Origin of the sequence: Bizionia myxarmorum, from assembly GCF_008086205.1 — a bacterium.
Taxonomy (GTDB): domain Bacteria; phylum Bacteroidota; class Bacteroidia; order Flavobacteriales; family Flavobacteriaceae; genus Algorimicrobium; species Algorimicrobium myxarmorum.
The window spans coordinates 1,859,398-1,882,397 of the sequence record NZ_VSKK01000001.1; the positions used below are offsets into that span (position 1 = coordinate 1,859,398).

A 23,000-nucleotide genomic window follows, 5' to 3' on the forward strand; every position below is an offset into this window, starting at 1 on the left:
TTAAATATCATGAAACATACATATCACATACACGGAATGACCTGCAACGGTTGTCGAAGTCACGTGGAAGAAATACTTTCTAAAGTGAAATACGTTTTAAAAGCTTCAGTCGATTTAGAAAAAGAGGAAGCAACCATTGAAATGGAATCCCATATTCCTATTGAAAAATTTCAAAATGCTCTTAAAAATGATGGCGGTAGATACAGTATTCATAAAAATCCCCTCCCAGGCTCCCCAAAGGGGAGGAGCAACAAAACGGATAAGAGCAAGAGTGAGAAAAGCCCCCTTCGGGGGTTGGGGGATACCTTTTATTGTCCAATGCACTGCGAAGGGGATAAAATCTACGACAAACCTGGTGATTGTCCAGTTTGTGGTATGGATTTAGTGGAAGAACAAAATTTATCGACTTCAAATTCAGAACAATGGACCTGCCCAATGCATCCAGAAGTTGTAAAAGATGAAGCAGGTCCTTGTCCTATCTGTGGTATGGATTTAGTACCGATGCAAGCAGATAGTTCAGCAGAAGAAAAAACGTATAAAAAGTTATTGAAGAAATTCTGGATAGCATCAATATTCACCTTGCCCATTTTTATAATGGCTATGAGCGAAATGTTGACTAATAATCCATTATATGACATCATGGATCAGAAAAACTGGAATTGGGTTCAGTTTGCGCTTTCTATTCCGGTTGTTTTTTATGCGACCTGGATGTTTTTCGAGCGTGCTTATAAAAGTATCAAAACATGGAATCTCAATATGTTTACGCTTATTGGTATCGGAGCAGGAGTCGCTTGGTTGTTTAGTGTGTTCGGGATGTTTTTCCCCGATGTATTTCCAAGCCAATTTAGATCGGAATCCGGAGCAGTACACGTGTATTTTGAAGCAGCCACCGTAATATTAACATTGGTGCTTTTAGGACAGCTTTTAGAAGCGCGTGCACACAGTAAAACCAATTCAGCCGTAAAAGAGTTGCTGAAATTAGCGCCCAATAAAGCCACAAAAGTAGTGAATGGCGAAGATGTTGAGGTCAGTATTGATAATATTGAGCTAAATGATATACTAAAAGTAAAGCCGGGTGATAAAATCCCTGTAGATGGCGTGATAACCGAAGGCGTTACTACGATTGATGAATCTATGATTACAGGCGAACCTGTTCCTGTTGATAAAACAGAAGGCGATAAAGTGAGCAGCGGAACTATTAACGGTAATCAATCCTTTTTAATGAAAGCTGAAAAAGTAGGTAGCGATACCTTATTGTCTCAAATTATTCATATGGTTAATACTGCCAGTAGAAGTCGCGCGCCTATTCAAAATTTAGCGGATAAAGTGTCTGGTTATTTTGTGCCTGTTGTAGTTTTAATATCTTTAATAACGTTTGCCGTTTGGGCTATTTGGGGTCCAGAACCTGCTTATGTATATGCTTTAGTCAATGCTATTGCCGTATTAATAATTGCTTGCCCTTGCGCTTTAGGACTAGCAACACCCATGTCTGTTATGGTTGGGGTTGGGAAAGGTGCTCAAAATGGTGTTTTGATTAAAAATGCGGAGGCTCTCGAGAAATTAGACAAGGTAGATACTTTAATCGTTGATAAAACAGGAACCATTACCGAAGGAAAACCAACCGTTGAAAAAATGGGTGCTTTCAGTGATGTTTATAGTGAAAGCGATGTGTTACAATATATCGTATCACTAAATAGTAATAGTGAACATCCATTAGCCGAGGCTACCGTGAAATATGGTAAAGAACAAAAAGCTGAAATTATAAAATCAGACGCCTTTAGTGCTGTTACTGGCAAAGGAGTTGAAGCTACTATCAACAATAAAAAAGTAGCCTTGGGTAATCCTAAAATGATGGAATATGCACAAGCAGAAATTACTTCACAAATGCAAGATGAAGCTAAAACCTATCAAAAACAAGGGAAAACTGTTTCGTATTTAGCTATAGATAAAATCGTTATTGGCTATGTGGTTATTGGCGATAAAATTAAAGCAACAAGCGCTAAAGCTATTAAGGAACTTCAAGATAAAAGTATTGCAGTAATCATGTTGACAGGCGATAATCATGATACAGCGCAAGCTGTAGCATCCGAACTTAATCTAGCCGATTTTAAAGCCAGTATGCTTCCAGAAGATAAACTTAAAGAAGTAGAGAAACTACAAAAAGAAGGTAAGGTAGTTGCCATGGCTGGCGATGGAATAAACGATGCGCCAGCATTAGCAAAAAGTGATGTCGGTATTGCTATGGGCACGGGTACAGATGTAGCAATTGAAAGCGCCATGATAACTTTGGTGAAAGGCGATTTAAACGGTATTGTAAAAGCAAAACATTTAAGTCATGCTGTTATGAAAAACATCAAGCAAAATCTGTTTTTCGCACTTATTTATAACACATTGGGTGTTCCTATAGCAGCAGGTGTATTGTTTCCGATTTTTGGAATTTTATTATCCCCAATGATTGCAGCACTTGCCATGAGTTTTAGCTCGGTTTCTGTGATTGCAAATGCCTTAAGATTAAGAACTATTAAAATATAATTAATTATGGAAAACACAAAACATCACTCTAGTAAAGGAAGTTATAAAACATTTTTATTAATGCTGGTTTGTTCATTTGTCGCTATGTATGTCACTATGTATTTAAATACATACGCTATAGATCATGTGTATTTTAGCTTAACCCGTTTTTATATGACCTGTTTGGGTATTTCAGCAATGGCAGTAATCATGTGGTTTTTTATGCGAAAAATGTATCAAAATAAAAAAAAGAACATCGCTATTCTTGCAGGTAGCTTGATTCTGTTTGTGAGTGCATTAAGTTTGGTTCGCGCGCAAAAACCTATAGTAGGCGATTTACTTTGGTTACGCGCTATGATTCCGCATCATTCTATTGCTATATTAACCAGTGAAAGAGCCAATATTCAAGATCCAGAAGTGAAAAAACTGGCAAATGATATTATTGAAGCACAACGAAAAGAAATAGAAGAAATGAAAATGATGATAAAACGTTTAGAAAATAAGAAGTAGATTTTGGATTTGCGGATGCGAGGATTTGCGGAATTGTAGATGTGTGGATGAGTAGTTTTTTAATTTAGATTAGAATTATGATTAAAAGAAATGAATTACTGGAGGTTACTATGGAGTTGGCGCTTCAAGTAATAATATATTGTGAAATACTTGAAGGAAGTCGTAAGTATGTGATTGCGCGTCAGCTTTTGAAATCAGGTACTTCTGTTGGAGCGAACGCTAGAGAAGCGCAAGGTGCCGAGAGTAAAGCGGATTTTATACATAAATTAAAAATTGCTTATAAGGAAGCGGTAGAAACAGAATATTGGATTGCTCTTTGTGAGAAATCTGATTCTTATCAAAACCCAACAGAAATACTAAAAAGTAATCTTAGTTCAAGTATTAAATTACTAGGCAAAATAATATCGACTTCAAAAAATATAAAATAATGAAAAAATATACAGTTTATATAATTCTAGTTATTGCGGGAATAGTATTGGGAGGTCTTATAGTCAATTTTATTTCTGGCAGCAGCTCTAATTCTCAAGCGGGCGATTCATCTTCTCATTCGCATATCGAACAATCCAAAAATCAAGACATGTGGACCTGCTCCATGCATCCACAAATTATGCAACCAGAACCTGGCGATTGCCCGATTTGCGGGATGGATTTAATTCCTGCAGAAAGTAGTGCAGACGGTTTGTTGGCTGATGAATTTAAGTTAACCGAAAACGCTATGGCCTTGGCCAACATACAAACATCTATTGTGGGTTCAGGTATTGAAAATGATAATTTTATAAAATTATCAGGAAAAATTGTTGAAAATGAAGAAGCTAATGCGGTTCAAGTCAGTTATTTTTCTGGAAGAATTGAGCGCTTAAATGTCAATTTTACGGGTGAAACTATAGCGAAAGGTCAATTATTAGCCACTATTTATTCTCCGGAATTGTTTGCGGCACAACAAGAGTTACTTACTGCGGCTTCTATAAAAGAAGCGCAACCGGCTTTATATAAAGCAGTCCGGAATAAGTTGAAATTATGGAAACTTTCTGAAAATCAGATAAACCAAATTGAAGCATCTGGTAAAGTCAAAGAAAACATGCCCATTTATGCTACTGTTTCTGGAACCGTCACGGAAAAGTTAGTTGAGCAAGGCGATTATGTAAAACAAGGTCAACCTTTATTGAAAATCGCCAATTTAAGTTCCGTTTGGGGAAATTTTGATGTGTATGAAAATCAGATAGATTTATTTAAAAAAGGACAAGACGTTACAGTCACTACAAATGCTTATGCCAATAAAGAATTTACAGGTAAAGTGGACTTTATAAACCCCACCTTAAATAGCGCAACACGAACCGTAACTTTGCGTGTTGTTTTGGATAACAAGGAAGGTGAATTTAAGCCCGGCATGTTTTTACAAGCCATTATTGAAAACGTTTCAAGTAATAAAGAGGAACAGGTAACTATTCCATCTTCAGCCGTTTTATGGACAGGAGAACGTTCAGTCGTTTATGTTAAAACAAATCCGAAAGAACCTATTTTCGAAATGAAAGAAGTGGTATTAGGGAGTAAAATTGGTGATAACTACGAGATAAGTTCTGGATTATCTAATGGTGATGAAATAGTTACCAACGGCACCTTTACTGTGGATGCTGCGGCGCAATTACAAGGCAAAAAATCCATGATGAATAATAAAGGAGATTCAAAAACAACCAATCATGCAGATCATCAAGAAACAGATTCTCCAGTTTTTAATACCAATGAACGCGTAGAAGTGTCTGCCGATTTTCAAAAGCAATTAAAAGTCGTTTTTAACGATTATATCAATTTGAAAGATGCTCTAGTCCAGGATGATGCGAAAACCGTATCTATAGAAGCTGAAAAACTGTTAACGCATGTATCTAAAATGGATATGAAATTGCTTTCAGGAGAAAAAGCACATAAGCAATGGATGACTTTAGAAAAAGAAATAAAAATGTATGCCAATTCAATTGCCTACGACCAAGACTTAGCAAAACAAAGAAATCATTTTAAGCCGTTGTCATCCTATATGGCAAATGCTTTGGAAGTGTTTGGAATTAACGAAAAAGTGTACCATCAGTTTTGTCCTATGGCAGATAATGACAGGGGCGCGTATTGGTTAAGTAGGGAAGAGCATGTAATAAATCCGTATTTTGGCGATGAAATGTTAAAATGTGGCGAAGTAAAACAAATCATAGAATAAGTAAAACAAGTAAAGTAAGAAATCAATTATTAACAATTAAATTTTTTAAAAATGAAGAAAGTAATTTTAAGTGTGGCTGTTATAGCTGCAATGGGTTTAACAAGTTGTAAAGAAAATGCTAACCAAGAAACAGAAGTAATGACAGAAGCACCAACGGAGATGTCCAATGACATAGCTATGGCAGACGTTTCTTTTGGTGTAAGAGGTAATTGCGGTATGTGTAAAACAACTATCGAAAAAGCAGCTAATGCTGTTGAAGGTGTTTCCATGGCCAATTGGGATGTTGATAAAAAGAAAATCGATGTCGCTTTTGACGATACCAAAACAGATGAAATGGCAATCCATAACGCCATTGCAGCATCCGGTTATGACACTGAAAAAGCAACTAGGAATTTAGAAGCTTATGAAAATTTACCAGGTTGTTGTAAATACGACCACGAGATGATGATGAATCAGTCTGGCGACGTAAAAGCAGATGATCATTCAGAAAGCGACATGTAAAAAAAAAAGAGTCCTTTTAAAGGGCTCTTTTTTTTATGATAAGATTTCAAAAACTATAATTTTGGAATTAAAAAGACTGTCTCACCAAAAAGTATGACAGATTATATTTAAACGCCAAATGGATTTTCAATACTATGGGCAGGTTCTGTAAACCATTTCGGTCCATTTTCAGTCATATAAATATGATCTTCCAAACGCACGCCGAATTCATCAGGAACCACAATCATGGGCTCGATACTAAAAGCCATGCCTGCTTGTAGTTTAATATCATTTCCTCTAAGAATAAACGGATGTTCATGAATTTCAAGTCCAATACCATGGCCGGTTCTGTGTGGTAATCCCGGTAAATCATAATCAGGTCCTAGTCCATCTTTCTTTAATTGCACACGAACTTGATCATCAATATGTCCGCAAGGTTTACCTAATTGCGCGGCATCAAAAGCGGCTAATTGCGCTGCTTTTTCGTTTTTCCATATTTTTCGTTCTTTTTCTGTAGCATCTCCATAAATGTAGGTTCTGGTTATATCAGACAAATAGCCTTCATATTTACAACCGGTATCCACTAAAACGATATCATTTTCTACCAATGATTTTGGTGATTTTACACCATGTGGAAAACTAGAATCTTTCCCAAATAATACAATGCAAAAGTAAGAGCCACTGGCTATACCCAGTTTTTGATGCGCTTTATGAATAAAACTTTCTACTTCAGCAGTAGTGATACCCGGTTTTAAAATCCTAGCGGCTGCTTGATGTACTTGCAGGGTTAAATTCATCGGGTATTGAATGTGTGCAATTTCGGCGTCACTTTTAATAATCCTGATGTCTCTAATTAAATCTTCAGCAGAGCTAATTATAAATTGTTTGTGTTCTTGAAAACGTGACACATTTGTAAATCTGGTTGCATCATCAATTGCTAAACGTGTGCCTTCAGGTACGACTTCGGCAATTTTCTGAACTGGCGATTCGTGCTCTGCCCATTTAATAATCTCGCCATCCATTCCAATAAAATCATGGAAAGTACCAATTTCAAATTCTGGTACGACATATTTCAGTATTCCATTGGCAAAAAGAAGTGCGCCAACTAAACGTTCAGAAGGATTCCAGAGTGTGTTGGTAAAATACTGTAAATTGGTGCCTGCATTGATGTATAAAGCATCTAATCCGCTTGTTTTTAAAGCTGCACAGGCTTTATCAAGTCTGTTTTGGTACTCTTTATTATCAATAGGGGCTGGTTTTATGGTTGGCTCATTTAATTTTAAAAGCTCTGCTTCTGCTGTACTGCCACCGATACCGTATTTTCTGTTGCTATTCATTGGATATATATTTATGCTGATTTTTTTAGTGAATTGAGTTTTTAATAAAGCCCATTGCTAGAATTGAATATGGCGTTGTTAGACTTATACGAAACATAATCACAAGTTCTTAAATTTTAAATACATGTTGGCTGGATTTAACTTTTATTTTCTTGTTGATGTAAAATGGGAAATCCAAGTGATGCACAGCTTTAAATAATTATGCAGATGCCAAATGGCTTAAATGAACAGGTATTAAGTTGGGAATTAGAAAACCAATAGCAAATAGATTATTTTTGTATGAATTATTAGTGGGTGACTTTCAGAAGAAATATTAATAACAACTAGAAAAAATTATGAATTAAATGTATTGGGCAGTCCATTACAAGCTTGCTGCTAAGATCCATCAACCGGCTATTTTAGAGATGGTTTTTGCAGGACGATGGCAGAAGATTCAGGAACCCATATTTTATGTGCGATTATGACTTCAGAATTTTTAGAATATACCAAAACAAGAGGTAATGATTTGAGTACGCCCAAACCAGAATGGCAATTTCCTGGACTTCTGGCCGGATCCAAATGGTGTTTGTGCATATCCAGATGGCTGGAAGCGGAAAAAGCAGGTGTAGCGCCATTTGTTGTATTAGAAAGCACCCTTGCCAAGGCTTTAGATTATACAACTTTGGATCTTTTAAAACAGTACGAAGCTAAACTTTAAGAGCCAAGCTCTTTCGTGCCTATTTTAAATCGGCATTTGAAAGCGCTTCAATAACACCTAATGCTGCACTTTCACCCGAAAGCATGGCAGCATTTAAAGAACTGTTTAATTGCAAATCACCAGCCAGGAAAATATGCCTGGATGCCTGCGTTTCAGAAGGTTTTAGTTGATATTTTAAATTATTTAGTTTCGGTAATGCTTTCGAAATGCTATACTGCTTTAAAAATTTATAAGAATTCGCACCGCAGTACTTTTGTAATTCACTTTCAACTTGATTCTTTAAGGTTTCCGTATCTAAACCATGGTTTTTAACCACCGTAACGGATAGCAATTCTTGATTTCCACTGGATTCGGTTTCCAAACTGGTATGATAAAATATATTGTTTATCAGTGCGTCTTCATTGGAAATTAAACCAATAAATGGTTTTTGAATGGCTCTGCTAGGCGCTTCGAAATAAAGCGTTTCACAAGATTTCCACTCCGTTTCTTTCTTTATTAGATTTGGAATAAGTCGACTTGGGTCTGTTGCAATAATCGTAGAATGACTTTCTAATGCCGTTCCATCATCTAAAATTATTTGGTTTTCTGCAACTGATTTAACATTTGTATTAAATTGAAACGTCGTCTGTTTAAGATTTGCTTTTAATTGTTTTGGAATGGCTTCAATACCGGCTTTAGGTAATGCTGCAAAACCTTCACCAAACATTTTATACACAAACTCAAACATTCTGCTAGACGTTTCTAGCGCTGGCTCTAAAAATATTCCCGCAAAGAAAGGTTTGAAAAAGCTTAAAATTATATCGTCTGAAAACCCCAAATCTTTCAAATACTGCAAAGTAGTTTTTTCTGGTTTTGTGAAAATAGCTTCCAATGTTGTTTTCTTTAACTTCGTATTCAGTTTCAGAATTTTAAACTTATCGGAGATATTTCCTATGCCTGAAAACAAGGTCGGAAACAGTAAAGAGATGTTTCTCAACGGATCGCCCATAATTTTTTGACTACCATTTTTATAAATCGCCGCACCAGAAATAAAATGTTGCAGATTTAAAGCCTCGAAATTCAAATATTTTTGTGCGGCAGGGTAGGCGGTAAGTAGCACTTGAAAACCATGATCTAATTGGTAATTCTCAAAACGGTCTGTTTTAACACGGCCACCAACACGATCTGTTGCTTCGATAATTATCGGGCTATAGCCATTGTTTTCCAAAACTTGAGCAGCTATTAAACCGCTTACGCCGGCTCCTATAATGTGAATTTTATATGCTTCTTTTTTCATTTTTATTTAGTGTAGATGACTGAATATACTCCAACAAAATATAAGCGTCCATAAAATGGTTCGCCACCAATTTCGTTTTACAAGCCGTTTTAATAAGCTTTCTGATGCTAAATTTTGGGTGATTTTATTATGAATGGGTACGAATTGCAAAAACGTTATAATCCAAACCGCCATAACTAATATAAGATTTATTATGTTTTGAGCGGTGGCTAATTGTATACATTGCATAGAAGCTATAATTAACTGTCCAAACATTAAAGGCATAACAATCATGGAAATTCCCGCGGTATACTTTTTGTGCCATATCAGTAAATTTTGTTTTTCATAATATAAAAAGCTCGGATATACTACTAGTTGCACCAGCCATATAAGCACCAAAAGCCCTGAATCAAATACTAATCTAATTATTTGAATATCCATTATTTATATGTAATGCTGCTCTATGGTTTAGTCAACTCGCTATTATTTCAAAATTTTTAAAATTAGTCAGAATTAAGCATATTATTGCTATTTTCTAATTTTTCTAATAGCAGGTTATTCTATAAAGATAAATAGAAAGCTAAAAAATCACAGAACAAAACCCTTATAAATTAAGGGTTTTATGTTTTAAAAAGTATAAAATAATTTTTTTGTTATTCTGGATTTTCCATGCTAGCGTCTCTAGCTAGAGGTGCAGAGTCTGGTTCTTTTCCTAATTGCGTATCTAAAGTCAATAAAGATTCATTAGAGGCATTTGGACCACCGGCAATTTTTAATTTATCCAATAATTCCATAACTAATTTCTCCTCTTCTATTTGTTCTTTCACAAACCATTGCGCGAAATTATAAGTTGCCCAATCTTTTTCTTCATGAGCTAAATTCACAATGTCATAAATAGCATTGGTATTATCCACTTCATGTTTAAAGGTTTTTTCAAAACATTCTTGCAAGTTTTTTGGATTGGCTGGAGGTGCTTTAATAGCTTTAATTTGTACCGTTCCACCACGTTCCATGATATATTGCATAACCTTCATCATATGGTCGCGTTCTTCCTGGCAATGACGAAATAGGAAATTGGCTATACCGCCATAACCTTCACTGTCTGCCCAGCACCCGTAAGATAAATATATCTGTGCGGCTTCAGCTTCTTTAGTAACTTGAAAGTTTAAGATTTCTTCTATTTTTTTGGATAATCGATTGGTATTCATAATATGTGATTTTTAATTTCTATAAAGTACCGAATTTTGACCTAATTATTTAAACTATTTAGAATTAAATTTTAACTCAAATACGGAATTCATCTTAATAAAAAAATCTAATCTTTCACATTATTCTTTCAATTGTTCATTACTTTGAAACTGTAATGTGTTTAAAAATAATTTAGATTTGGTAATATAACTTTTAAAAATATAATGATAAATGTCTCAAATTCAATCGAATTTATAGTTTCTTAAAATGCAGGCAAATAAGATACTCCTCATTTTAAAAATAAAACCACCTCCAAATAGTGATTCACTTTTTGAAGGCAGTTTATGAAAACAATTTAATAATTTGTTTAAATGCTGTTATATTGAAAATACGTGTTACATTTTTTTAACAACTTGTTGTGCTAAAGCCGTGGTTTTGTCAATCATTTCATCTGTACTTAATGGGTTGTCCTTATTTGGCGTTACAAAAAAGGATACAAAAAAGATATAACCGTTGTTAGAAACGCGTAATTGTCCGCCACCTATTTTACTCCATGTGGCTATATCTCCCACGCCAGAAACCTCTTGAAAGCCATTTTTTTTATAGACTTTTTCGTTTTGAAATTCCCAGATTTTTTCAATTTCACTAGCACTTCGTCTATCACCACGCGCAAAGTTTAGTTTAACACCGTAAAAAAGTTTATGCTCACTGGGCATCTTCCAATCAAATGATGAAATAGCGCTTTTCTTTTCCTTATGTTCTATTTCTATGTCTTTATTCAAATCGAATATGGTGCGGATGTCCGTTTCCGTAATAAGCTTTGAAATATCATCACGCTGGCTAGAGCCAAGATAACTGCCTTTGTTTTTTTCTTCCTCTTTGCAAGAGCTTGCTACACTTATTAAGAAAAGAAAGAGTAGTAGTTGGGTGACTTTGGGTAATTTAGCTAGTGTTTTCATTATAATTAGGTTTATTTTTATTAAAAAAAATGATTCATGTTGGAAAGGTTACTCTTTTAAAAGCGTGTATATAGAACTGTTACCTGTATCGAGAACCATTTGAGTGTCCGTAACCGAAAGCACATATTGTTGATATATGTTTCCATCGCTTCTAGTAGTTGTTATTTCATTTTGCCCTGTTAAATCGTAGGTTCCATTAGTTTCAGTCCAAGGAAGACAATCACCGTTATCATTTTCAAGGAAAAATTTAGTAGTATACGTACCATTGTTTAAGAACTCAAAATACCCTTGTTTATCGCAGTTTGTAAAGGGTGGTGCACCTTCTGCACTATCAATAAACCATTTGCCCAATATTAGGTTTGGATCTACGGTTGCTTGTGTTGTAAACGAGTAGGTGCTACTTTCTGTTATGCCACCATTATTATCTTTAGCGATTACTTTCCAAAAATAGGTTGTATCATAATCCAAGCTGTCTTGAAGCATAAAACTGGTTTCTGATAAATTGGCTGCTAATTTTGTTGTTGGCGGATTATTTGTGTCTAAATAAAAATCATGACTAACGCTATCGCCATTAGTATCTGGCGCGATATTCCAAGAAAATATGGGTTGAAGCGCTACGTTTGTATCATTATCTGCAACTTTAATGAGCGTTAAAGCACCTGGTTCTTGGTTTATTGCAGGACTGTCATCACCACTACTACAACTGTTTAAGGCAAAGCCTGCGCAGAGTAATAGTAGTAGAATTTTAAAATAATTTTGATGTGCTTTCATTTTTCAGTTTTTTTTAGTGATAGTTTGAGGTTTTGTTTGTTCAGTATTAATTCCGACTTGAACCAATTTACTAGTCACATTTCTACTTTTATTAATAAAGCAGATTATTGGTTTTGATAAAAGTTACTATTTACTCTGGGGTAATTTTGCGAATTTTGTTATTATTTCTATCCGAAACATAAAGATTGTCTTGGTTATCTATTATTATTTTAAGAGGGAAATAAAATTGAGCACTTGCTCCTATTCCGTCTGTATAACCTGGGGAGCTACCAGCTATGGTACTAACAAGACCACTAGGCGTGATTTTTCGAATTCTGTGATTATAGCTGTCTGCTATATAAAGGTTGCCTTGACTATCCAAAGTTATTCCAATTGGAATATAAAATTGTGCATCAATTCCCGTTCCATCTGCATTACCTTCGATACTTCCAGCTATAGTCGTAACTTCACCACTTGAGTTGATTTTTCGTATTTTATGATTACCAGAATCAGCTATGTAAAGATTTCCTTGGCTATCTGCGGTTATTTCTTGTGGACCATAAAATTGTGCGTTAGTTCCTGTTCCATCCGTATCACCAGGATTACTACCTGCTACTGTACTAACCATCCCATTTTGGGTGACTTTGCGAATTTTATTGTTACGATTATCCGCTACATAGAGATTGTCTTGATTATCAACAGTTATTCCTGTCGGGCCGTAAAATTGCGCATCTGCACCGGTCCCATCAGCGTAGCCAGCTGTATTTCCTGCTAAAGTCGTGACTGCACCATTTGGTGTAATTTTTCGTATTTTATTATTGTCTCTATCAGCGATATAGAGGTTACCTTGACTATCAATAGCTATTCCTTCTGGAGCATTAAATTGTGCATTAGTACCTGTTCCATCAGCATCACCTTCGATACTTCCTGCTATGGTACTTACTGTTCCATTAGGATTTATTTTCCTGATTTTATGATTTTCGGTGTCTGCAATATAAAAGTTTCCTGCATTATCGATGGTTATTCCCCTTGGAGAATCAAATTGTGCATCAATACCTGTTCCATCTGCAAAACCATTAGTACTTCCTGCAAACGTACTTACTTGAAATTCTGAAATAATATACTTAAATTCTGGACCTATTAATTCCGTGCTATTAACCATAACTTTTAACAAGCCAGTATAAGCTCTTGCTGGTACGGCTGCAGTAATTTCTGTGTTGGTTACTGCTTGGACAGTAGCTTCAACATCGTTAAAATATACGGTAATATTATTAATGTCTGTTCCAAAATGGCTTCCGTTAATAGTAACAACGGTTCCTTTGGGTCCGCTATCTGGCACCATATTATTTAAGGTTGCTGTTGGAGTAGGCGTTGGTTTTGCATCATCAGCATCATCATCACTACTACAGGCACTAAAGATGAAGCCTATTGCTAGCACAACAAATAAAGATTTGAAATTAAATTGTAAACTTTTCATGTTTATTTTTATTTAAGAAATTAACAATAGCTTTTTAAAACTAATTTTAATTGTTTTTCTGCACAATATGTAGACAATATTTGTTACGAATTAATTAGTATTTGTAACGTTTTAATTAGTATTCAGCATTACTGTTATTTTAATTATAGTTTAAAAAACTATTTTTACGGTATACCTTAAAAACATGTATGTTTTTATCATCATAAAAGTTTGTATTATGGTACTTTCATGTTTTTAAAAACAGAATGGCTAACAAAATTAGTTAAAAAGACCTCTGTTGGGGGAAGTGTTTTTTTTTGTTTTTAAGAGTGATGAAGGTTAACTCTTGTATGACTACTTTATAGAATCATAGGATTACTAAAAAGATAGTATTTAATATCCAGGTGGCAAATTAATAGATATGGTTCCTGAAGCGTTGGTTGTTTTAAGGTCACCATTGTCATCAGTATAACTGAATATACCGTCAAATTCCATGTCAAGTTCAGACATTGGAGGCATTCCAAGTTGTTGACCGACAATTACTTTAGCGGTTCCTGATTGGGAAGCATATCCTATATCTCTGTTTGGGGCAAATTCTAATGTGGAATCTGAATTGGAATCTAAAGAGATATTGTTGTCTTGTCCGTCTGGGTATTCAAAAGTACCAGCTATCCATATATCGTTATTGTATAAACTAATACCGATTATGGTTTTACCATTATCATGACCATATGTGGAAACAGCTGTAATAGCACCATTTTCGCCCTCGGTTCCAAACACATTGTCTACTTCACCATTATACCGCTGACCATTGACGGTAATATCATAGGTGTGATTTGTTCCAGAATTATTAGGTGGTGTAGCTGACGGATTGTCATCATCGCTACTGCAATTTAGAAAAGCGCAGCTTATTAGTATTAAAAATAGTAAGGGTTTGAATTTAAATGTTATCATTTTCATATTTAAAATATTTATAATGGTTTAATATTTAGAGTTAGTGCTGGTGAAATTATTATTTTTATGGGCAGTTGCCCCAGTCTGGTTTATTATCATTACTCAAAGCGCTACCGGAAGCAAAATCATCAGGTTCAGTAGGAATATTCAAAACGCACTAGCTGTTGAGATTTTGATTAAATGTGTAGGCAATTTGAAACATATAGTCCATATCTATTGCATTGCTGACATTCCAACCACTTATGTCTGAATTAAACGCGCGAGCACCACTAAACATACTATTCATAATAGTTACATTACCAACATCCCAGTTGCTAATATCGCCATTAAAGATTTTCGCATTAAAAAACATAGCATCCATATTAGTTACGTTGCTAACATTCCAACTGTTGAGACTTTGATTAAGGGCATTGGCATCCATAAACAAAGCCTCCATGTTTGTTACGTTGCTTACATCCCAACTGCTAATATTGCCGTTAAAAATGGTTGCTTGGTGAAACATATGATTCATATCAGTTACATTACTAACATCCCAGTTATTGAGATCTCCGTTAAATTGGTTAGTACCCCAAAACATAAAACTCATATTGGTTACATGGCTTACATTCCAGTTATTGAGATTTTGATTAAATGAACTGGCCTCATAAAACATTTGTTACATCAACAATTGTGTTATTGATAACTGAAGTAAATTTTGTTGTTGGTGGATTGTTAGTGCCCACAGATAGATCATAGCTTACAACATTGCCACTTGGAGTTTAAGCGGCACTCCATTAAAAAATAGGTTTTAAATCTACATTTTGCGAGCCGTTTGCTATTTCAAGTAAATTAAAATTGCTAGGTGTTTGGTTTACAGTAAAACCATGGATATAACTTTTATGGATGGTTAAAGCGAAACCTAGAGTTATTAAAAAAAAGTAGGGATTTGAAACTGATTTGACGTTTTTTCATCCTTATTGTTTAATTATATAAGATCGGTTTTTTATGATAGTCCAAACAGTGTCTAGTTTAGCAATTTCTTATTGATAGCTCATGCACGTTTTATGGACAGGTGCCCCATATTGGTTTATTGCTACTGCTTAAAGGGCTGCCCGAGGCAAAATCGTTGGGTTCTGATGTTAGATTTGTCACACACCAACCGCTGATATTTTGGTTAAAGGAAGTCGCATCAGCAAACATGCGTAACATATTCGTAACATTACCTACATTCCAATTACTAATATCTCTATTGAAGTTACTAGCCTCATTAAACATAAAATCCATAGCTGTGACGTTGCTCACATTCCAATCAGTAATATCGCCATTAAAGGAACTAGCATTAAAAAACATCCATCCGGTATTTGTTACGCTGCTCATATCCCAACTATGCAGGTCTGAATTAAATGAGCTGGCTCCATTAAACATAGATCTCATTGTTGTAACATTACTTACGTCCCAATTACTTAAGTCTGCGTTAAAGGATGTAGCTGCACCAAATACACCATTCATGACCGTTACGCTAGAGACGTCCCAATTACTGAGGTCGGAATTAAAAACCAGTGCATTATTAAATAAAGTGCCCATATTCGTTACGCTGCTTACATCCCAATTGCTCAAGTCTGCATTGAAGACATCGGTGCTTTGAAACATATTATTCATATTAGTTACGGTACTCACATCCCAATGACTGATATCTCCATTAAAGGTATTGGCGGCATTAAATAAGTTACTCATATCTGTGATGCCACTGGTGCAGGTTGTTTCAGCATTTTCGGGTGTTATTTGGTCCACAGTGCGTTTTGTGTATGTAATGCCATTTATTACCCCAGTACCTCCCACAGCTGCGTTTGGTGCCATGATGGTTACCCCGTTATCTGCTAAATAAAATAAGTCTCTTTCAAAGACGGCTGTTATATTTTTAGTTGCATTTACCGCAAATTGAATAGGGTTATCGATACCTGTAACATCTCCTTGCCATTCTTTAAATTCCCAGCCTTGCACTGGTGTTGCGGTTATGTTTATTACTTGATCTTTTTCAAATTCACCGCTTTGTGGGGATACGGTTCCGCCATTACTTGGGGACGCGTTTATGGAAACCTGATAGGATGTTGGTTCAGGGCTTGTAGGCGAATTATCATCATCGCTGTTACAACTTGTAAAAGCGAATCCAGCTAATACTAAAAACAGCAAAGGCTTAAAATTATTTTGTAAACGTTTCATATTTATTTTATTACTCATTGTTGAATTAAAATAGGCCATCCTAAATTTATAATTGAAACGGCCTCATTTTTAATTATGCTTTAATAAATGTTATTATTGTTCCAACATAATTCACTACCAGTTCGGTTGATGAAATAGACTGAATATTCCAAATTTCAGTAGTGCCATTCCCTGTCACCTCAAACTGAAATCTATCAATTACTTGGTAGGTACCATTTGCACTATTCATTAGCACACAGTTTCCATCAGTATCTTCGTCATAGTTAGTTATTTGAAAGAATAGGTCCTCTGTGAAATTGATAAAGGCATTTTTTTTACATTCTGACAACGGCGGTGATCCAGCCTGACTTTCAAAATACCATTTTCCTATTAAGGTCTCTCCAGTAGTGAGCTCTCTGGTTGTAAACGTATCGATATTACTTTGGGTTGTATTTCCATTTGCATCTTTTGCTATAACCATCCAGTAATATGTGGTTTCTGGTTGTAAATCCGTTTGTATGCTATAAGTAGTTGCATTCAAGTTATTAGCAATTGCCATTTGGGGTGGATTTTGAGTATCCAAATAAACTTGGTAGCTAATTGCATCGCCTTCTGGGTCTGTTGCTGTTTCCCAAGATAATTGAAGTTGTAAATCGGCATCATTAGCCACATCCACGACATTAAAGTTATTTGGTGCTTGGTTTGCTATTGAACCGTCATCATCAGAACTACAACTATTAAGTACAAAGCCTAGAAGCAATGAGAAAAGTAAAAAATTAAATTTGTTTTTAAATATTTTCATTTTTATAATATTTTGTTTGTTAATCCTAAAAAAAAGCACCTTTGTGTTTTATTAACACGTGTGTTTCGCGAAAGTACATAAGGTGCTTTTATTTAGGAACGGTTTATAAACTCTATTAGATTAACCACGAGGTGAGAAATAAACCATTTTATTTATAATGATGATCATTAAGGGTTTGTCACTTCAACTCCATTATGATCAGAAAATAGTTTTGGCGTATTGTCCAAACTTAAGTTGCTATAATCTAAACTAAAATTATAACCATGGCCATAATTAAGGCTAACACCATATTCAAAGCAATTAATAAAATTAACATCGTGCAACTTTAAAAAAACGCTTTTCCCTAATTTTATAGCGCCATTTGGATCCCCAATAGTTTCACCAGCGTTGGAAATATCTAAAAATCTGACTTCATTAAGCGGGCTGTCAGATAAAATACTTAACCCTTTCCAGTAACCAGCAACATCTTCTTTTCCTTTAATGGTAATTCTGTCATTCGGGGTACCAACCATTATCGTTTCGTGTTGATACCTGAATGCACCTTGAAAATACATTTCGCTTCCTGCATCCATTAGTATTGTAACACCTGGTTTAAATGTAAATGTGCGTTTAGCTGAATTATTAGGATTTAAACCGTTGGAGAAAAAAGGTATGTCAATATTATGGAATGTAATGTCTTTATCCGCGCCAGTATGTTCCAATCGAATATAATCGTTTACATTACCCGAATAAGTACTACTTTCATCAATAGAATTGATGTGATTTGCATTGGTTACAATTGGCACATCGTTTCTAGTAAAGGTTGAGTTTGCTAACGTTAAATTACCAGCACGAGCTTCCCAATGCAAGCCTATTTCTTGGCAATCTCGAATGGAAACATTATTAAAATCCATAACGCCTCCCCAAGCACCAATTACGGCGCCTTTATAATTCCAGCCACCAGGACGTATTTGACCGGCATATTCAACCGTTACATGATTCATAACATTTGAAGCATTATCAGTAGATAATAATAAGCCTCTCCAATGACCTTTAATTTTTTCTGTTCCTGTTAGAATAATTGGGTTTTGAGATGTACCTTTCATTTCTATTTTGTAATTGGCATCATCAATAAATTGTAAACCTGCATTTTTTTCGAATGCAATAACAACGCCAGCATCTATAAGTATATCGCCTTTAATTTTTGGGTCACAACTTATAATGTAGTCTATGGGAGCACCAGGAACGTTTTCTAAATGAATATTACCTGAACTGAAATAATCACAGTCCAAAACTATGGCGGGATTATTAGCTTGAGGCGGCTCTTCAGTTAAGGGGTCATCGTCACTACTACAACTAGAAAAGGCGAAGCCCATTAATAATAGTAACAGCACTGGTTTAAATGTAATCTTTAGGGTTTTCATGTTTATTATATATTTATTTAATTAATAATAGCTTAACAAAAATAGCATCTGTAATTTCCTACACAATACATAGACCGTATTTGGAGCGTATCAAAGAGTATTTGATTCATTTGAATTAGAATTCAGCTTGATATCTATTTCAATTAAGCTGTTTATTTCAAAATTCGAGTTTTTCGAATAATGTTTTTTTAGTGGGAATGCATTCTCCAATAGATTTATGTTTTTAAATAAGAATGGTTAACATAAATTAAAACAATTTTTTAAAAATGGAAATCAACGTTAATAAAAACAGGATGAATTGTGTTTTCAATATTCTAGCAACGCGTATTCAAGACTCAAAGAATTCTGTAATCTAATCAGCATTTTAAATTGAAAGATTCTAAGATTTAAAATTTTACAATTGCCCTAAAATATCGCTTACTTTATAATCACTTAAGTCAAAATAAATTGGATCTGATGATTTTTTAAAGGTTGTAATATCCATTTGCATGCTTGGTGTATCACCATTTTTATCAAAATAAATGCCTCTTACCATCATGCCTCTTGGGAAGTTTTCATCAATCTTTTTAGTGGACTTTTCAGATGACAGATTAGAAAAATCTCTAATCTGTCCGCCAAAAAGATGATTACCACTTAAATCGATACTAATATCTTGTGTAACCCAGGCATGCATTTTAGTTTTTTCCTTATCATTTGTGTATATATATTTAATACACTTATGCCCATGTATTTCCTGTTTTTCGTCAGTGCGTTGCCATTTACCCGCATCATCATCCAAATCTGTATTATGTCTTGCCATTCTTTCAGCCATTTTTTGAAAGTTTATCATGGGCATTTTGGTCGCTGTTTTTTGCTTCGTGTTAATCATATAAGTAGCCGCACCTTTATAATCGAAAAGCATGCGCGTTTCATTTTTTTCGCCTTCGTTCATGATCATACATTCGCCAGTTTCACCAAAAACTAATTTAACAGTCATGGTTTCCTTTAGTTTACCATTATTCTTATAATTACGAGTTTCCATAACCATAGTAGCTTGCACTGGATTTTCTGGAATGGGGTAGCGGGAATCGTTTTCATAAGTAATATCTTCCAAAGCTTCTCGACCTTTCTCTTTTTGTGGTTCGGCATATTTCTCCTTCATATCCTTCTTTATTTTCCGTTTTATAAAGCCACGTTGTGCTTGTAACGGCGCCATAAAGGCGAAAATTAGGAATGTTATTATTGATAATAAATAAATTTTTCTCATGCTCTTTAAGTTTTAAGGCGTTAATTACTAGGTATTTACAAACCTAGCCATCAGGCACAAAGAATCCAATGGTCATTTAGTATTTGACAGCTATGGGTTAGAATTAGGTAAACTTTTGGAGTAATTAAGTTTGAATTTGAATTTGAACTTGAATTTGAAGAAGTAATTGATTATGAACTATTTAAAGCGTAGCATGGTTTTAAGTATTTCGTTTATCTGTTTAGATTTTTGTCTGGAAACAGGAATCTCGGCCTCGTCATGCATTATTAAGCTTCCGCCATCTTGTTTTAAAATACCGTTTACAAATTTTGGATTTATTAAATGAGATTGATGTACCCGAATAAAACCGTGATTTGTTAGTAATTCTTCAATTTCTTTTAAGGTTCGACTGATTAAAACCTTATTGTTATCCTTACAGAAAATATACGTGTAATTGCTGTCTGATTGGCAACGCATAATATTTTGAATTTCCACAATTTGGTATCCAACTCCCGTAGGTAAGGCTATTTGAAAACAGTCTTTACTGGAATCTTTTAAATGATCTTGCAATAGCTGCCATTGTTTAGTACTTGTTTTATTCCGGCGTTTTTCCCAGTTAGATAGTGTTTTAACAATGTTTTTTTCGGATATCGGTTTTAATAGATAATTAATGGCGCTATATTGAAATGCTTTTATAGCATATTGATCATAAGCCGTTGTAAAAATTACATCAAAATCTATTGGTAGTAAATTGTCCAACAAAGAAAAACCGTTGAGGTTGGGCATTTCAATATCCAGAAATAATAAATCTGGTGGATTCCTTTTAATAAACTCTAAACCTTCTAAAGGATTTGTGAAAACCCCAATAATTGTATAATCAGCATGAACTTTCTGTATTAAATTCTCCAGCACATTTATGCAATGATTTTCGTCGTCAATGATTATAATTTTTGTCATGGCTTAATTATTATAAGTTAAAGTAATTCGTGTTCCTAATGAAGTGTCACCCTCTGCCAAGTCTGTTATTTTGAATCGGATATTATGTTCATTTAAATGATTATATAATGTTAACCGGTCTTGTACAATTGTTGTACCCATAGATTCATGCAGCTTTTTCTTTTTAGCACTTTCCTTTCTACCTATGCCATTATCCTCAATAATTATTTTTAAATTTCGGGTTGTATCAAATATAATATCCAATTTTTTATGGGCTTTTAAGCTGGGCTGAAGACCATGCCAAATAGCATTTTCAACTATTGGTTGTAATAAAAGTGGGGGAATCTCATATTGTGAAAGTGTTTCTTTTGATTCTACCTGAATGGTGTAATTAAAATTAGGGCCTATTCTACTTTTTTCTATGGAGAGGTATAAATCTAAAATTTCTAATTCTTCTTCAACTGTAATTTTTTGTCGATTACTGTTTTGTAAAATTCCACGCAGCAGGCTTGAAAAATCGTCGAGATAGGAAATCGCATCATCATTTCGTTGGGTCATTATTAAGCTTTTAATAGCGCTCATACTATTAAAGATGAAATGCGGATTCATCTGGGAGCGTAATGCTATCATTTCTGTTTCCCGAATTTTTTGGGTGAAATCATCCTTTATTTTTTGCTCCCGTTCTCGTTCTATTTCTGAATACAATTGAATAAGCTCATCCGTCTTTTTTTGAACTTTTCCATCTAATTCTAAATTCATGGCTCGCTGTAGCATTTGATTTTCTTGCAACTGTTTTATCAATGCATCGTTAGTTTCCGCTTTTTCTTTCTGAAGTATAAGCACATTTTTGACTAAAGCCAAGGAGAAGCAAAATACTTCGGCTAACAAGCCGATTTGAAATATAATATTTGGTGATTCCTTAAAGTTAAAGAAATGACCAGTAACAAAATGTAAGTTGTTGTAGGCTATGTAAGTGCTCAATAGCGCACCCACAAAAAAGCAGGTTTGACCTATTATAAAATAATTAAGCAAGGGATGTTTAACTTTATAAATTACCCAGAAAATAAGAATGAAATTTATAGGAAGTATAATGAATCTGACAATGGTAAAGATTATTACATAGTATTTACCACCCAGTATAAAATAACTAAAAGCTAGATTAGTAACGGCGTATACTAAACAAATGATGCCGAGATAATGCAGGGTTTTTGCCAGTAAATGATCATATCTTTTTACTTGTAAAAGTTGCATTATAAATAGTATATAAAAGCCAATAAATATGAACTGAACGGGTTCAAATAAGTTGTATGCTAGATTTGGTGTGTACTTAAAAAAATTAGGGAACGGTGCTAGAGTATAATTAAGCACTAAAAAACCATAGATAATTTGAAAGAACAAATAACCTATATAGTACAGGTAGAGTTTTTTATTTAAACGAAACCAAAACACTAAAGAAAAAACAAGGATGGTGGCAAGAGCAATAATATAAAAGTAAATAAAACCAATGGAATTTTGTTGGTCGTTATACATACTTGAAACAGATTTCCAATATCCTATTTCCGAGTAAATAGCCGGCGTTTGATGTGCTTTTACTCTTTTAATATCCATTCGGACATATATTTGAGATTTTTGAAACGGTGGAACAATTACCTCCGTAAAAACTCGTTCTTTTTTATTGGTACGTTCTGTTAAGGGTATATGCAAACCATTTTTGAAATTTTTATAGTCCTTGTTTATTTGCTGATAAATAAGCGTATACGCATGGTCACTAAACAGGTAGACTGAAATCGTATCCTTGGAGCTATTTTCAATTTCAAATTTTAGCCAAAGAGATTTTTCTATAGATGCCGTATAACTTGCATCATAAGGTTTCCAAATGGTTTGTTCTTGTATTTCCTTAAAAGTGCTGCTTTTGTCAGTGCGGATTGCCGTTACATGTTTATTGTTAATTAATTCCAGTTTAATTGGAATAGAATCGGCCATAACTTGCCCAAAGAGTGGCGTAAACCCAAAAGAAAGAAAACAAATAACTAAAGTGATGGTTTTGATCATTATAGCTAAAATACCATTCTTAAACGAAACATTTAATCGTTTTTAGAATTCCGCTGTTTTGATTTAGTATTTGGTCATTTGAAATTTCCTGAAAATTGGTGTCA

Annotated in this window: 20 protein-coding genes and 1 pseudogene; 6 read left to right on the plus strand and 15 right to left on the minus strand. The window is 34.5% G+C overall.

All coding sequences use genetic code 11. The features are described from left to right. Positions 1–9 precede the first annotated feature (9 nt). The 5 genes from ES674_RS08465 to ES674_RS08485 all read left to right on the plus strand — a co-directional run bounded on the left by ES674_RS08465 (position 10) and on the right by ES674_RS08485 (position 5,725). Positions 10–2,532 carry a heavy metal translocating P-type ATPase gene (locus ES674_RS08465; protein WP_148403496.1) on the plus strand — a complete coding sequence of 841 codons (2,523 nt, stop codon included), beginning with the start codon at positions 10–12 and terminating at the stop codon, positions 2,530–2,532. A 6-nt stretch (positions 2,533–2,538) separates the two neighbouring features. Beyond that, positions 2,539–3,021, plus strand: a complete 483-nt coding sequence (locus tag ES674_RS08470) for a DUF305 domain-containing protein (RefSeq protein ID WP_148403497.1) — start codon at positions 2,539–2,541, stop codon at positions 3,019–3,021. A 77-nt stretch (positions 3,022–3,098) separates the two neighbouring features. Further along, entirely contained in the window at positions 3,099–3,449 is a 351-nt protein-coding gene (locus ES674_RS08475) for a four helix bundle protein (RefSeq protein WP_148403498.1), read from the plus strand. Next, positions 3,449–5,224: an efflux RND transporter periplasmic adaptor subunit gene (locus ES674_RS08480; RefSeq protein ID WP_148403499.1), complete on the plus strand. Its 1,776-nt coding sequence runs from the start codon at positions 3,449–3,451 to the stop codon at positions 5,222–5,224. The genes ES674_RS08475 and ES674_RS08480 overlap by 1 nt, the downstream gene beginning before the upstream one ends. 51 nt (positions 5,225–5,275) lie before the next feature. Then, a complete protein-coding gene (locus ES674_RS08485; protein WP_148403500.1) occupies positions 5,276–5,725 on the plus strand; it encodes a heavy-metal-associated domain-containing protein in 450 nt (149 codons plus the stop codon). Between the two features lie 107 nt (positions 5,726–5,832). Here ES674_RS08485 and ES674_RS08490 read toward each other — a convergent pair whose 3' ends face one another. Continuing rightward, the gene (locus ES674_RS08490) at positions 5,833–7,041 is read right to left on the minus strand and encodes a M24 family metallopeptidase (RefSeq protein WP_148403501.1); all 1,209 of its coding nucleotides are present in this window, start codon (positions 7,039–7,041) and stop codon (positions 5,833–5,835) included. A gap of 391 nt (positions 7,042–7,432) precedes the next feature. Here ES674_RS08490 and ES674_RS08495 point away from each other — a divergent pair. Continuing rightward, positions 7,433–7,738, plus strand: a pseudogene (locus ES674_RS08495) (DUF2237 family protein); the annotation flags it as partial. 19 nt (positions 7,739–7,757) lie between these two features. Here ES674_RS08495 and ES674_RS08500 read toward each other — a convergent pair. From ES674_RS08500 to ES674_RS08565, 14 genes are all read right to left on the minus strand, one after another. Continuing rightward, the gene (locus ES674_RS08500) at positions 7,758–9,014 is read right to left on the minus strand and encodes an FAD-dependent oxidoreductase (protein ID WP_148403503.1); all 1,257 of its coding nucleotides are present in this window, start codon (positions 9,012–9,014) and stop codon (positions 7,758–7,760) included. A 6-nt stretch (positions 9,015–9,020) separates the two neighbouring features. After that, on the minus strand, positions 9,021–9,434 hold the full coding sequence (locus tag ES674_RS08505) for a hypothetical protein (protein ID WP_148403504.1): 414 nt from the start codon (positions 9,432–9,434) through the stop codon (positions 9,021–9,023). A gap of 212 nt (positions 9,435–9,646) precedes the next feature. Next, positions 9,647–10,201: a ferritin gene (locus ES674_RS08510; RefSeq protein ID WP_148403505.1), complete on the minus strand. Its 555-nt coding sequence runs from the start codon at positions 10,199–10,201 to the stop codon at positions 9,647–9,649. A 375-nt stretch (positions 10,202–10,576) separates the two neighbouring features. Next, positions 10,577–11,140 carry a hypothetical protein gene (locus ES674_RS08515; RefSeq protein WP_148403506.1) on the minus strand — a complete coding sequence of 188 codons (564 nt, stop codon included), beginning with the start codon at positions 11,138–11,140 and terminating at the stop codon, positions 10,577–10,579. A gap of 48 nt (positions 11,141–11,188) precedes the next feature. Further along, complete coding sequence (locus tag ES674_RS08520; protein ID WP_148403507.1) at positions 11,189–11,911, minus strand: lipocalin-like domain-containing protein; 723 nt, start codon at positions 11,909–11,911, stop codon at positions 11,189–11,191. A gap of 130 nt (positions 11,912–12,041) precedes the next feature. Continuing rightward, on the minus strand, positions 12,042–13,367 hold the full coding sequence (locus ES674_RS08525; RefSeq protein WP_170233979.1) for an IPT/TIG domain-containing protein: 1,326 nt from the start codon (positions 13,365–13,367) through the stop codon (positions 12,042–12,044). Positions 13,368–13,739: 372 nt separating this feature from the next. Next, positions 13,740–14,306: a hypothetical protein gene (locus tag ES674_RS15815; protein ID WP_246125994.1), complete on the minus strand. Its 567-nt coding sequence runs from the start codon at positions 14,304–14,306 to the stop codon at positions 13,740–13,742. Between the two features lie 151 nt (positions 14,307–14,457). After that, the gene (locus ES674_RS08535) at positions 14,458–14,952 is read right to left on the minus strand and encodes a BspA family leucine-rich repeat surface protein (RefSeq protein ID WP_148403508.1); all 495 of its coding nucleotides are present in this window, start codon (positions 14,950–14,952) and stop codon (positions 14,458–14,460) included. Positions 14,953–15,341: 389 nt separating this feature from the next. Continuing rightward, complete coding sequence (locus tag ES674_RS08540; RefSeq protein ID WP_246125995.1) at positions 15,342–16,499, minus strand: BspA family leucine-rich repeat surface protein; 1,158 nt, start codon at positions 16,497–16,499, stop codon at positions 15,342–15,344. Between the two features lie 73 nt (positions 16,500–16,572). Beyond that, positions 16,573–17,280, minus strand: coding sequence for a fibronectin type III domain-containing protein (locus ES674_RS08545; RefSeq protein WP_148403510.1), 708 nt, complete (start codon positions 17,278–17,280; stop codon positions 16,573–16,575). Positions 17,281–17,447: 167 nt separating this feature from the next. Beyond that, positions 17,448–18,683 carry a hypothetical protein gene (locus ES674_RS08550; RefSeq protein ID WP_246125996.1) on the minus strand — a complete coding sequence of 412 codons (1,236 nt, stop codon included), beginning with the start codon at positions 18,681–18,683 and terminating at the stop codon, positions 17,448–17,450. A gap of 394 nt (positions 18,684–19,077) precedes the next feature. Then, on the minus strand, positions 19,078–19,929 hold the full coding sequence (locus ES674_RS08555) for a hypothetical protein (RefSeq protein WP_148403511.1): 852 nt from the start codon (positions 19,927–19,929) through the stop codon (positions 19,078–19,080). A 177-nt stretch (positions 19,930–20,106) separates the two neighbouring features. After that, positions 20,107–20,865: a LytR/AlgR family response regulator transcription factor gene (locus ES674_RS08560; RefSeq protein WP_148403512.1), complete on the minus strand. Its 759-nt coding sequence runs from the start codon at positions 20,863–20,865 to the stop codon at positions 20,107–20,109. A 3-nt stretch (positions 20,866–20,868) separates the two neighbouring features. Continuing rightward, positions 20,869–22,896 carry a histidine kinase gene (locus ES674_RS08565; RefSeq protein WP_148403513.1) on the minus strand — a complete coding sequence of 676 codons (2,028 nt, stop codon included), beginning with the start codon at positions 22,894–22,896 and terminating at the stop codon, positions 20,869–20,871. Positions 22,897–23,000: the final 104 nt, after the last annotated feature.